The organism is Streptomyces sp. NPDC050704 (genome assembly GCF_040654355.1).
GTDB lineage: Bacteria > Actinomycetota > Actinomycetes > Streptomycetales > Streptomycetaceae > Streptomyces.
Genome location: NZ_JBFAHW010000052.1, coordinates 1 through 11,794, shown reverse-complemented (window position 1 = coordinate 11,794; position 11,794 = coordinate 1). Strand labels below are relative to the sequence as shown.

General features: G+C 72.0%; 11 protein-coding genes and 1 pseudogene. 8 read left to right on the top strand and 4 right to left on the bottom strand.

Features of this window, described 5'->3' with window-relative positions; all coding sequences use genetic code 11:
- Positions 1-40 precede the first annotated feature (40 nt).
- The 4 genes and pseudogenes from AB0I18_RS28115 (at position 41) to AB0I18_RS28100 (ending at position 3,802) form a co-directional block, all read left to right on the top strand.
- Positions 41-964 (top strand): ABC transporter ATP-binding protein, encoded by a 924-nt coding sequence (locus tag AB0I18_RS28115; protein WP_363108378.1) that lies wholly within the window; start codon positions 41-43, stop codon positions 962-964.
- Positions 961-1,701 carry an ABC transporter permease gene (locus AB0I18_RS28110; RefSeq protein WP_363108377.1) on the top strand — a complete coding sequence of 247 codons (741 nt, stop codon included), beginning with the start codon at positions 961-963 and terminating at the stop codon, positions 1,699-1,701. The genes AB0I18_RS28115 and AB0I18_RS28110 overlap by 4 nt, the downstream gene beginning before the upstream one ends.
- A pseudogene (locus AB0I18_RS28105) lies at positions 1,698-2,852 on the top strand (histidine kinase); the annotation flags it as partial. The gene AB0I18_RS28110 and the pseudogene AB0I18_RS28105, both read left to right, overlap by 4 nt.
- A 332-nt stretch (positions 2,853-3,184) precedes the next feature.
- A complete protein-coding gene (locus tag AB0I18_RS28100; RefSeq protein WP_363108376.1) occupies positions 3,185-3,802 on the top strand; it encodes a response regulator transcription factor in 618 nt (205 codons plus the stop codon).
- Positions 3,803-3,854: 52 nt separating this feature from the next.
- On the opposite strand, the gene AB0I18_RS28095 is transcribed toward AB0I18_RS28100, so the two are convergent.
- A complete protein-coding gene (locus tag AB0I18_RS28095; protein ID WP_363108375.1) occupies positions 3,855-4,706 on the bottom strand; it encodes a transglutaminase-like domain-containing protein in 852 nt (283 codons plus the stop codon).
- A gap of 17 nt (positions 4,707-4,723) precedes the next feature.
- Positions 4,724-5,848 (bottom strand): GNAT family N-acetyltransferase, encoded by a 1,125-nt coding sequence (locus tag AB0I18_RS28090; protein WP_363108374.1) that lies wholly within the window; start codon positions 5,846-5,848, stop codon positions 4,724-4,726.
- Between the two features lie 141 nt (positions 5,849-5,989).
- Between AB0I18_RS28090 and fdxA the strand changes: the two genes are divergently transcribed.
- Both fdxA and AB0I18_RS28080 read left to right on the top strand, forming a co-directional pair.
- Positions 5,990-6,310 carry a ferredoxin gene (fdxA, locus tag AB0I18_RS28085; RefSeq protein ID WP_019058397.1) on the top strand — a complete coding sequence of 107 codons (321 nt, stop codon included), beginning with the start codon at positions 5,990-5,992 and terminating at the stop codon, positions 6,308-6,310.
- Positions 6,311-6,453: 143 nt separating this feature from the next.
- Positions 6,454-7,548, top strand: a complete 1,095-nt coding sequence (locus tag AB0I18_RS28080) for a bifunctional succinyldiaminopimelate transaminase/glutamate-prephenate aminotransferase (protein ID WP_363108373.1) — start codon at positions 6,454-6,456, stop codon at positions 7,546-7,548.
- 149 nt (positions 7,549-7,697) lie between these two features.
- On the opposite strand, the gene AB0I18_RS28075 is transcribed toward AB0I18_RS28080, so the two are convergent.
- Both AB0I18_RS28075 and AB0I18_RS28070 read right to left on the bottom strand, forming a co-directional pair.
- On the bottom strand, positions 7,698-8,135 hold the full coding sequence (locus tag AB0I18_RS28075; RefSeq protein ID WP_363108372.1) for an ATP-binding protein: 438 nt from the start codon (positions 8,133-8,135) through the stop codon (positions 7,698-7,700).
- Positions 8,136-8,499: 364 nt separating this feature from the next.
- Positions 8,500-9,513, bottom strand: coding sequence for a heavy metal transporter (locus AB0I18_RS28070; RefSeq protein ID WP_363108371.1), 1,014 nt, complete (start codon positions 9,511-9,513; stop codon positions 8,500-8,502).
- A 117-nt stretch (positions 9,514-9,630) separates the two neighbouring features.
- On the opposite strand from AB0I18_RS28070, the gene dapE reads away from it, so the two are divergent.
- Entirely contained in the window at positions 9,631-10,710 is a 1,080-nt protein-coding gene (gene dapE / locus AB0I18_RS28065; RefSeq protein ID WP_363108370.1) for a succinyl-diaminopimelate desuccinylase, read from the top strand.
- Between the two features lie 136 nt (positions 10,711-10,846).
- Positions 10,847-11,605, top strand: a complete 759-nt coding sequence (locus AB0I18_RS28060) for a TIGR00730 family Rossman fold protein (RefSeq protein ID WP_363108369.1) — start codon at positions 10,847-10,849, stop codon at positions 11,603-11,605.
- Positions 11,606-11,794 lie beyond the last annotated feature (189 nt).

The following is an 11,794-nucleotide window of genomic DNA, read 5'->3' as shown; positions in this document are numbered from 1 at the left end:
CACTGCCGGGAGTGGATGGCCCGGCGCCACGCTGGGCCGTATGACAACGACTGCGACGGCCACCGGCACGGTGGCCGGCTTCGATCAGGTGATCAAGAGCTATGCGGGCGTCCGGGCCGTGGACGGGCTCACACTCGAACTGCACCCCGGCGAGACGGTGGCCCTGCTGGGGCCGAACGGCGCGGGGAAGTCGACCACCCTGGACCTGCTCCTCGGGCTGAAGCACGCGGACAGCGGCTCGGTCCGGGTGTTCGGCACCAGCCCGCGCGAGGCGATCGTCGCCGGCCGGGTGGGCGCCATGCTGCAGAGCGGCGGACTCATGGACGAGGTCACGGTCGGCGAACTGGTCAAACTCGCCTGCGACCTGCACCCCAAGCCGTACCGCGCCGCCGACGTACTCGCCCGGGCGGGCATCACGCAGCTCGCCGACCGCAGGGTCGGCAAGCTCTCGGGCGGCCAGGAACAGCGCGTGCGGTTCGCGCTCGCCACGGCCGGCGACAGCGACCTGATCGTGCTCGACGAGCCCACCACCGGCATGGACGTCTCCGCCCGCCAGGCCTTCTGGGCCACCATGCGCGAGCAGGCGGACCAAGGCCGTACGGTCCTGTTCGCCACGCACTACCTGGAAGAGGCCGACGCGATCGCCGACCGGGTGCTCGTGCTGCACCGGGGCCGGCTCCTCGCCGACGGCACGGCCGCCGAGATCAAGGCGAAGGCGGGCGCCCGGCGGATCGCCTTCGATCTGGCGGGTCCGGTCGACGAGGCCGCGCTGCGCGCGCTGCCCTTCCTGACCTCGATCGACGTGTCCGGCCACACCGTCCGCATCCAGTCGGCGGACGCCGACGCGACCGTGCACGCGCTGTACGGGCTCGGCCTCCACCCGCGCAATCTCGAAGTGGCCGGTCTCGGTCTCGAGCAGGCCTTCGTCGCCATCACAGCGGCCGAGGAGGCACGCACAGCATGAACAGCCTGATCCGACTGGAACTCACCCGCGCCCTGCGCAACCGCAAGTTCCTGTTCTTCTCGGTCGTCTACCCCTCGGTCCTGTTCCTGCTGCTCGCGGGCAGCGCCGACAGCACGACCGAGGTGGCGGACACCGGACTCACCCTCCCCACCTTCTACATGGTCTCGATGGCCTCCTTCGGCGCCCTGACCGCCGTCCTGATGGGCAACAGCGAGCGCATCGCCAAGGAGCGTGAGAGCGGCTGGGTGCGGCAGCTGCGCCTGACGACGCTGCCCGGCCGCGGCTACGTACTCGCCAAGACCGCGAGCGCCGCCGTGGTCAGCCTGCCGTCGATCGTCGTGGTCTTCGTGGTCGCGGCCGCCGTCAAGGAGGTACGCCTGGACGCCTGGCAGTGGGGCGTGCTCACCCTCACCCTCTGGGCCGGCAGCCTCGTCTTCGCCGCGCTCGGCGTGGCCATCGGCTACCTCGCCAGCGGTGACGCGGTCCGTCCGATCACGATGATCGTCTACTTCGGGCTCTCGATGCTCGGCGGGCTGTGGATGCCGACGACGACCTTCCCCGACTGGCTCCAGGACATCGCGAAGTGGCTGCCCACCCACGCGTACGCTGCCCTCGGGCAGGCCGTCGAACTCGGCCACGCCCCGCACACGAAGGACGTGGCCGTCCTCGCCGTGTCCTTCCTCCTCTTCGCGGGCGGCGCGGCCTGGCTGTACCGGAAGGACACGCTGAAGGCGTGAGTGGCATCGGGATCGGACAGCGGCCGGAGAACCGCAGGCAGCGGGTGGTCAAGTCCCTGTGGACCGCGATCTGGCTGGTCTACCTGGGCGCGCCCGTCACCGACCTGCTGCACGGCGGGCACGCCGCCGGAGTCCGGGTGCTCGGCGGGCTGGGCCTGGTGGCCTTCGTCGCCTGGTACCTCGTACTGGTCTTCCGCACGAGCCGCCGCGAGACCCTCCGGCTGGTGCCGGGTTCGCTGGCGGTCCTCGCGGCCCAGTCCACGGTCCTCGCCCTCACCCTGGGACGGGAGTGGCTGGTCCTCTTCGTGTACGTCTCGATCGCGTCCGGCGCGGCGCTGCCGATACGGCCGGCGCGCTGGGCGATCGCGGCCGTGTCCGGGCTGATGACGGCGATCGCGCTGGCCGTCCCGGACGGCGAGGCGTATCTGGCGGGGCTGCTCATCCCGGCGCTGCTGGGCGGCTTCGTCATGACGGGCGTGCGCGAACTCGTCCGGACGACCGTCGCGCTGCGCGAGGCGCGGGCCACGGTCGCCCAACTCGCCGCGAACGAGGAGCGGTTGCGGCTGGCCAGAGATCTGCACGACCTGCTCGGCCACTCGCTGTCGCTGATCACACTGAAGAGCGAGCTGGCGGGCCGTATGCTCCCCGACCACCCGGACCGGGCCGCGCGGCAGGTCGCCGACATCGAGAGCGTCAGCCGCCAGGCCCTCGTCGACGTACGCGAGGCGGTCAGCGGCTACCGGCGGCCCCGGCTGCCCGGCGAACTCGCGGGTGCCCGGGTCGCCCTGACGGCCGCGGGCATCACGGCGGACCTGCCGGCCGAGCCGGACCTCACGGGCGTCGCCCCGGAGAGCGAGTCCGCGCTGGCGTGGGCACTGCGCGAGGCGGTCACCAATGTCGTACGCCACAGCGGGGCCCGGCGCTGCGTGGTGGAGCTGTTCCGGCGGCAGACGCTGGCAGGGCTGGTGCTGGAGCTGTGCGTGGAGGACGACGGCAGTGGCGGCGAGGACGGCAGCGGGGGCGCGGCGGACGACGGTGGTCCCGGCAACGGGCTGACCGGACTGGGCGAGCGGCTCCAGAAGGCGGGCGGGTCACTGGAGGCGGGCCCGGTCCGGCACGGATTCCGACTGGCGGCCCGCGTCCCGCTCGGGGTGCCGGGGATGCCGGGGATGCCTGGGGCGCCGGGGATGTCTGGGGCCCCGGGAACCCCTGGGGCGATGGGAACGCCCGGGGCGATGGAAGCGCCCGGGACGTCGGGAGCACCCGGGGCGCTGGAAACGCCCGGGGCATCGGGGATGCTCGGGACGTCGGAAACGCCCGGGGCACTGGGAACGCCCGGGACGTCGGGGATGCCCGGGGGGCCGGGAACGCCCGGGACGTCGGGAACGCCCGGGACGTCGGGAACGCCCGGGACGCGGGGAGCACCCGGGGCGCTGGGAACGCCCGGGACGCCGGAAACGCCCGGGGCCCTAGGATCCGATCCATGAGCCGCACGATCAAGGTCCTGCTCGCCGAGGACCAGTCGATGGTCCGCGAGGCGCTGGCCGCACTACTCGGCCTCGAACCCGACATCGAGGTCGTTGCGCAGGTCGCGCGCGGTGACGAGGCCGTGGCTGCCGTCCGCGCGCACCGCGAGGTGGACGTGGTGCTCCTGGACATCGAGATGCCGGGCGCGACCGGCATCGAGGCGGCGGCCGAACTGCACCGCGAGTTCCCCGGGCTCAGGCTCGTCATCCTCACGACCTTCGGCCGGCCCGGCTACCTCCGCAGTGCCATGGAGGCCGGCGCCGACGCCTTCCTCGTCAAGGACGCCCCGGCCGCCCAACTCGCCGCGGCGGTACGCAAGGTGCTCACCGGCGAACGTGTCATCGACCCCACCCTGGCGGCGGCCGCCCTCGCCGACGGGGCCAACCCGCTGACGGACCGCGAACGCGAGGTGCTCCGCGCGGCGGCCGACGGCTCCACGAACGCGGAGCTGGCGGCGACCCTGCACCTGTCCCAGGGAACCGTCCGGAACTACCTCTCCACGGCGATCCAGAAACTGGCGGTACGCAATCGCGCGGAGGCGGTGCGGATCGCACGGGAGAAGGGGTGGCTGTAGGCGCCGGGCGTCCCGGGTGGGCATCGGGTGTCCCGGGTACCGCGTGCGCCGATCAGTTGAGCATGGCCCGGGCCGCCTGCGCCTGCCTCCGTACGCGGTCGGCGGCCGGCTCGTCGACGACGGCCACGATCTCCGCGTACGCGTCGAGCTCCGTGGCGCCCGTGAGGAAGTCGCCGCGCTGGACGAGCAGTTGGGCACGCTCGTAACGCAGCCGGGCCGGGTGGGACGGGAGCAGGAGGGAGAGCTCGACGGCCCAGAGGGCGACGTCGGAGCGTTCGGGGCGGGCGGCGGCCCAGGCGCGGATGTTGTTGAGGATGCGCAGGACGACGTCGAGCGGGTCGGCGGGCGAGAGCATCGACGGGTCGAGGGGCGCGCCGGTCGCGCCGGCCACCAGCAGCTCCGCGTCGGGGCCGGTCAGCAGGCGGCCGCCGTCGAAGGGGTCGACGAGAACCTGCTGCTCCGGCGGCCCGAAGCCGACCACGAAGTGCCCGGGCAGGGCGACCCCGTACACGGGCGCCCCGGCCCTCCTCGCGACCTCCGTCCACACCACCGAGAGCAGGATGGGCAGTCCGCGGCGGCGCCGCAGCACCTCGTGCAGCAGTGAGGACTCCAGGCGCTGGTAGTCGCCGGGCGTACCGCGGAAGCGGCAGCGGCCACCGAGGTGCTCCGCGAGCGCGGTGGCCCAGGACCGCGGCCCGCCGGGCCGGAACGGCAGCTCACCGGCCAGCCGGTCCAGCTCGATCTGCGCCGCGTCCATACCGGCCTCGTCCAGCGCGCCGTCCGCCTGGGCGCCGACCAGCAGACACAGCGCCGACAGATCGGGCCGCTCGGCCCGCGCCTCGTCGCCGAACCGCCGCTGCCACTCGGCGCTCCGCTCCGGGCCCGGGGGATGAGGAGGACGCATAGCTGGCTCGTGCCCTTTCACACCGATCGATACCGCTCCGTGGCCGTACCACCGAATTCGCCGCCACGATCGGCGGCGGCCCGCTCGTGGCCGGTGCCGATGGACGGGCCGTCCACGGGTTCTTCGCCGCCCGGTGTCGCCGCGGGCTGCCGGTAGTGGTGGTACGCGTGATGCGTCGTGAAGCCCATGCCCGTGTACAGCGCGCGGGCTCCCGCGTTGTCGGCCTCCACCTGGAGCCACGCCGCCGAGGCGCCCTCGTCGAGGGCCCGGCGGGCCAGGGCCGCCATCACCGTGGTGGCCAGGCCCTGGCGGCGGAGCGCCGGGTCGACCTCCACCGCGGCGAAGCCGGCCCAGCGGCCGTCGACCACGCAGCGGCCGATCGCCGCAGGGCTGCCGGGCTCGGTGCCGGGCACGGTCGCGAACCACACTGAGGGACCGCTGCCCAGCACCTTCAGGGCCACCTCGCCGACACCCTTGCGCTGGTAGCGGCCCAGCCAGGCCTCGTCCGCCGCACGGGAGAGCACGACCGGTCGGTCCGGCTCCGGATCCGGGCGGTCACCGAGCGGCGCCAGCGCGCCGATCCACATCTCCGCGCTCACCTCACGTATCCACCCCCGCGCCTCCAGCTCGGCGCACAGCAGCTCCTGCGTGCCCGCGGCCCCGGTCGCGGTCTGCACGTACGCGGGCAGCCCCCGGGCCGCGTACCACTCCCGTACGAACGACAGCGCCTCGTCCAGCGGTACGCCAGGCGCGCCGAGCGGCAGTACCGAGTTGGCCCGCCGGGTGAACCCGGCGGCGGCCCGCAGCTCCCACTCACCGAGCCGCTCCCGCTCCACCGGCTGCCAGGCCCGCGCGGCGACCCGCGCCAGCTCCTCGTACGAGGCCGCCGGACCCCGCCGACGGGCGGGCGCCGCGGGCACCACCTTGCCCGCGACCAGGGCCGATTCCGGAATCCGGACGCTCTCTCCCGACCGTCGTGTGATCAGCAGCACACCGTCGTCCCATGATGTGAGAACGCCAACCGTGTCGGTGAACTTCTCACTCGTGGGAGCGTCTTCGTCCAGTCGCCGCACCGAGACGCGTTTTCCCACGTCAGCGGGGGTAATACGGACCTCAAGCCGGAAGTGTGCGGAGAATTCCACAGCTCAGTCCAACCCTCCTGTTCGGATCATGCCCAAGAACGGAGATACTAGGTGCGGGCATCGACGACGCCGCGCTCCCGCGCGCCAGGTGGCGGAGCCTGAAGACGGCTCGCCAGCGCCCTATCGAGGAGGAACGACAGCGTGACCTACGTCATCGCGCAGCCTTGTGTCGACGTCAAGGACAAGGCGTGCATCGAGGAGTGCCCGGTCGACTGCATCTACGAGGGCTCCCGGTCCTTGTACATCCACCCGGACGAATGCGTCGACTGCGGAGCCTGCGAGCCGGTCTGCCCGGTCGAGGCGATCTTCTACGAGGACGACACTCCCGAGGAGTGGAAGGACTACTACAAGGCGAACGTCGAGTTCTTCGACGAACTCGGCTCGCCCGGCGGCGCCAGCAAGCTGGGACTGATCGAGCGTGACCACCCCTTCGTCGCAGCTCTGCCGCCGCAGAACCAGTAAGCGGTACGTACGAGAGTGCGCCGCCTCGGTCCCGTACGGCACCGCCGCCGTACGGGACCGAGGCGTTTGCCGTACGCGCCCCGTGTACGTCCGTACGGTCCGTGCCGTCCGCGCCGTCCGTACGAGAAAGTGAGCCAGAACCCGTGTCCGCAGTCTCCGACCGGCTTCCCACCTTCCCCTGGGACAAGCTGGAGCCCTTCAAGGCGACGGCCGCCGCTCACCTGGGCGGCATCGTCGACCTGTCCGTCGGCACCCCCGTCGACCCGGTGCCCGAACTGGTCCAGAAAGCCCTGGTCGCGGCCGCCGACTCACCCGGCTATCCCACGGTGTGGGGCACGCCGGAGCTGCGGGACGCGCTGGTGGGCTGGTGCGAGCGGAGACTGGGCGCGCGGGGCTTCACGCATCGCAACGTGCTGCCGGTGGTCGGCTCCAAGGAGCTGGTCGCCTGGCTGCCGACCCAGCTGGGCCTCGGCCCGGGCGACAGGGTCGGGTACCCGCGACTCGCGTACCCGACGTACGAGGTCGGCGCCCGCCTGGCCCGCGCGGACTCCGTGGCCTACGAGGACCCGACCGAGCTGGACCCGGCCGGTCTGAAGCTGCTGTGGCTCAACTCCCCGTCGAACCCGACGGGAAGGGTGCTCTCCCAGCAGGAACTCACCCGGATCGTCGCCTGGGCCCGCGAGCACGGCGTCCTCGTCTTCTCCGACGAGTGCTACATCGAGCTGGGCTGGGAGGCCGAGCCGGTCTCGGTCCTGCACCCCGAGGTGTGCGGCGGCTCGTACGAGGGGATCGTGTCGGTCCACTCGCTCTCGAAGCGGTCGAACCTGGCGGGCTACCGGTCCGCGTTCCTGGCCGGGGACGAGGCGGTCCTCGGCGATCTCCTCCAGATCCGCAAGCACGGCGGCATGATGACGCCCGCGCCGACCCAGGCCGCGGCGGTCGCCGCCCTCGGAGACGACACCCACGTCCGCGAACAGCGCGAGCGCTACGCCACCCGCCGCACCGCCCTGCGCGACGCCCTCCTGAAGCACGGCTTCCGCATCGAACACAGCGAGGCCAGCCTGTACTTGTGGGCAACCCGCAACGAGTCCTGCTGGGACACGGTCGCCCACCTGGCCACCCTGGGCATCCTGGTGGCCCCGGGCGACTTCTACGGCCCGGCAGGAGACCAGTTCGTACGAGTAGCCCTGACGGCGACGGACGAGCGGGTCAAGGCAGCGGAGGAACGCCTGGCTTGAGAACTCCGCTCCACAAGGGCGCGCCCCATAAGGGGCGCGGGGAACTGCGCGACCAGCCCCCACCGGCCCGCAGCCACACACCGGACACAAGCGAAGGGGTCCAGGGAAGAACTCCCTGGACCCCTTCAAGCCGCTCGGCCGCAGGCAGGCTAGCCGATCGGCAAACCCTTCAGCGGCAGCTGCTCGGTCGGCAGCCCGCCCTTGCCAACGGCATCGGTCGGCAGCCCCTTACCGGCCGCCGATCCCGCCGTGTCACCGAGCACGTCACCCGCGGTGCCGGCGACATCCCCGGCAGTCTTCTGGGCGGCGGGCGTCGTGGTCTTGACGGCCTTGCCACCCGTCTTGCCCGCGGTCGGCACGGCCTTCTTGACGGCCTTGCCGCCCGTGTTGCCCGCGAGCCCGGTGGCGTTCTGCGCGGCGCCGTCGACGGTGGTGCCCGCGTTGTCCAGCGCGGTCATCCCGCCGAGGTCGGGGGTGGCCGGCAGTTCGGCCGCGCTCGCGGAGCCGGCCGCACCGACCACGGGCACCGCTCCCGCTGCGATGAGCAGCGCGGCACGGGCGATCCGACGGGTCAGGGGGAGGGACATGGTGCTCCTTAAGACGGAAGAAACAGTGAAGTGTCCGACCTTGCCCGGCAGTTGACCGACTGGATGTCGGCCGGTTGTCGATCGACCGGCTGTTGATCGTTCCGGGCTCGGACGCAGTGACTACCGCTCGAAGTCCGCGAAGGTTGCGGTGCCCCAACGTAAAGAGTTGGCAATGCGTCGCATTATCAGCTGCGGAGAAACCCGGGCAAAAAACGCCCGGTGAGAAAGTCCACCGAATCCTTACGACCCTTTGTTCCCAAGGGATTTCCCGGATGCGGGGGAGGCGGAGGGGAAGCCGGACGAAATCCCGTACGTGCCGTCGACAAGGCGCGCCGGGCGTCCCCCCAACGGGTGACGACCCGTACTACTGCCCGGTGACGATTCGGACTTCGCCCGTGGAATTTCCCGCGGTTCCGGCGTCCCCGGTGTCTCCGGCGGCACCGGAGTTCCGTGTGCCCGAATTGTCCGTCCGCCACTCGCTCTGGGTCCTCCCGGCGGTCCACACCCGGCCCGCGTAGGAGACCCGCTCCACGTGCAGGGCGGACGAGTTGGCCACGGCCCAGTGCGCCAGGGCCCAGCCGCGGCGGCGCTCTCCGGCCGCACCCCCGTCACCGCCCACCGCGGCCTTCGGGACGGGGACGATCACGGTGCGCGGGCCGGCGGAGCCGCTCGTCCCGGTGGGCGAGGCGGACGGCGTGGCGCCCACCTCGGCAGCCGTCTCCTGGAACGCGACGCGCCCGAAGTCCCGTACGAGCGCGGCGCGTACCGCGTTCGGACCCCCGGGCCGCATGTCCGGGCGCCCCTCGCAGGTGAACGTGGCCGCCGCGCGCCCCGTCAGGGCCGCCGCCAGCAGCGTGGCGTCCGGCTCGTGCTTCGCGTACGCGTCGGGATAGCCGCTGCGCTGCACGCGCTGCGCGGCGACGGTGAGCGGCAGTTGGGCGTAGTCCCGCACCTTGCCCAGGTGGTCGTAGAACTCGCCCGCCGCGTACGTCGGATCCAGGATCTGCTTCTCGGTGCCCCAGCCCTGTGAGGGGCGCTGCTGGAACAGGCCCAGCGAATCCCGGTCGCCATGGCTGATGTTGCGCAGCGCGGACTCCTGGAGCGCCGTCGCGAGGGCGATGGTGACGGCCCGCTCGGGCAGGCCGCGGTTGGTGCCGACGGCCGAGATCGTCGCCGCGTTCACCGCCTGCTCCGCCGTGAACTCGTACGACACCCCGTCGCCCTTGCCCGAGACGACTCTGCATTTCGGCTCGCCCTTGCTCCCGGTGAGGTACTGCACCGTGAGGTAGCAGGCGAGGGCGAGGAGCACGGCGAGCGCCGCTCCGGAACGGAGGAGGCGCCCGCGGCGTCGGCGAGTGGGTGGTGACGGCTCTGACACGGGGGACACGTTACTGGAGGGTACTGTGAGCGATCTGTGGGTTTGTGGAAAACATGAAGAGGCCCGCGGGATGAGGGCCGACGGGGCCCGGCCGCCCGGCGCGTTAGGGTCGACGGCATGACCGAAACGCCCCTCGACCTCACGCTGGACGCCGCCCGGCTCACCGCGCGACTCGTCGACTTCCCCTCGGAGAGCGGCACCGAGAAGCCCCTCGCGGACGCCGTCGAGACCGCGCTGCGCGCCCTGCCGCACCTGACGGTCGACAGGTTCGGCAACAACGTGGTCGCGCGTACGAACCTGGGGCGGGCCGAGCGCGTGATCCTGGCCGGCCACATCGACACGGTCCCCATCGCGGACAACGTGCCGTCGAGGCTGGACGAGAACGGCGTGCTGTGGGGCTGCGGCACCTGCGACATGAAGGCGGGCGTCGCGGTCCAGCTGCGGATCGCGGAGACGGTCCCGGCCCCCAACCGCGACCTCACCTTCGTCTTCTACGACAACGAAGAGGTCGCCGCACACCTGAACGGGCTGAAGCATGTGTCCGAGGCCCATCCCGACTGGCTGGAGGGCGACTTCGCGGTCCTCCTGGAGCCGTCGGACGGCCAGGTCGAGGGCGGCTGCCAGGGGACCCTCCGGGTGCTGCTGAAGACCAAGGGCGAGCGGTCGCACTCGGCGCGCAGCTGGATGGGCTCGAACGCCATCCACGCGGCCGCCCCGATCCTCGCCCGCCTGGCCGCGTACGAGCCGCGCTACCCGGTCATCGACGGCCTGGAGTACCGCGAGGGCCTGAACGCCGTCGGCATCTCGGGCGGGGTGGCCGGCAACGTCATCCCCGACGAGTGCGTGGTGACCGTCAACTTCCGTTACGCGCCCGACCGCAGCGAGGCGGAGGCCCTGGCCCACGTCCACGAGGTCTTCGCGGACTGCGGTGTCGAGGAGTTCGTCGTCGACGACCACAGCGGCGCGGCCCTCCCCGGTCTCTCGCATCCCGCGGCCGCCGCGTTCATCGAGGCGGTCGGCGGCACCCCGCAGCCCAAGTACGGCTGGACCGACGTCTCCCGCTTCAGCGCGCTCGGCGTCCCGGCCGTGAACTACGGCCCCGGCAACCCGCACTTGGCGCACAAGCGCGACGAGCGGGTCGAGACGGCGAAGATCCTGGCGGGCGAGAAGCGTCTGCGGGCCTGGCTGACCGCCTGAGCCCGTCCGAGCCGTACCTGCTGCGTACCTGCTGCGTACCTGGCAGCGGTTCATGGCGGACATGCCCGCGTCCCCCCTCCGTAACCCGCGTAGACCTACGCTGGGGTGGAACGACCCGCAAGCGGAGGGAGCGGACATGGCTACTGGCAACCCGGAGGGCAAGAAGCGGCCACCGGAGGAGCAGCGGCTGGGGCCGGTGCTGCGCAGGCGGGACCAGATCCAGGGGAGCACCACGGACCAGCGCCTGCTGGACGCGGGTGGGCCGTCCGACTGGGTGCACACCGACCCGTGGCGGGTGCTGCGCATCCAGTCGGAGTTCATCGAGGGCTTCGGCACACTGGCCGAACTGCCGCCCGCGATCAGTGTCTTCGGCTCGGCGCGGACGCCGGCCGACTCGCCCGAGTACGCGGCCGGGGTCGAGCTCGGGCGGGGGCTCGTCGAGGCGGGGTTCGCCGTCATCACGGGTGGTGGTCCCGGTGCCATGGAGGCCGCCAACAAGGGAGCCTGCGAGGCCAAGGGCATCTCCGTCGGCCTCGGCATCGAGCTGCCCTTCGAGCAGGGGCTCAACCCCTATGTCGACATCGGCCTCAACTTCCGCTACTTCTTCGTGCGGAAGATGATGTTCGTGAAGTACGCCCAGGGATTCGTCGTCCTCCCGGGCGGGCTCGGCACCCTCGACGAACTCTTCGAGGCCCTCACCCTGGTCCAGACCCAGAAGGTCACCCGCTTCCCGATCGTCCTCTTCGGTACGGAGTACTGGGCCGGGCTGGTCGACTGGCTCAAGAACACGCTGATCGCCCAGGGCAAGGCGTCGGAGAAGGACCTGCTGCTCTTCCACCTGACGGATGACGTGGACGAGGCGGTGGCGTTGGTGTCGAAGGAGGCCGGGAGGTAGGCGGGATTTTCTTTCGCCCCCGCCGCCCCTACCCGTCCCGTCCCTGGGGGCTGCGCCCCCAGACCCCCGCTATCGGCCTGAACGGCCTCGTCCTCAAACGCCGGACGGGCTGAGGTACCCAGGGGCGCGGGGAACTGCGCGACCAGCCCCCACCCACCCGCACCCGAAGAACAAGCCCGTCGCGAGCAA

What these genes read in the sequence shown, in the direction of transcription:
- AB0I18_RS28115 (WP_363108378.1), top strand. Translation starts at nt 41, where the DNA reads ATGACAACGACTGCGACGGCCACCGGCACGGTGGCCGGCTTCGATCAG.
- AB0I18_RS28110 (WP_363108377.1), top strand. Translation starts at nt 961, where the DNA reads ATGAACAGCCTGATCCGACTGGAACTCACCCGCGCCCTGCGCAACCGC.
- AB0I18_RS28100 (WP_363108376.1), top strand. Translation starts at nt 3,185, where the DNA reads ATGAGCCGCACGATCAAGGTCCTGCTCGCCGAGGACCAGTCGATGGTC.
- AB0I18_RS28095 (WP_363108375.1), bottom strand. Translation starts at nt 4,706, where the DNA reads ATGCGTCCTCCTCATCCCCCGGGCCCGGAGCGGAGCGCCGAGTGGCAG.
- AB0I18_RS28075 (WP_363108372.1), bottom strand. Translation starts at nt 8,135, where the DNA reads ATGTCCCTCCCCCTGACCCGTCGGATCGCCCGTGCCGCGCTGCTCATC.
- dapE (WP_363108370.1), top strand. Translation starts at nt 9,631, where the DNA reads ATGACCGAAACGCCCCTCGACCTCACGCTGGACGCCGCCCGGCTCACC.
- AB0I18_RS28060 (WP_363108369.1), top strand. Translation starts at nt 10,847, where the DNA reads ATGGCTACTGGCAACCCGGAGGGCAAGAAGCGGCCACCGGAGGAGCAG.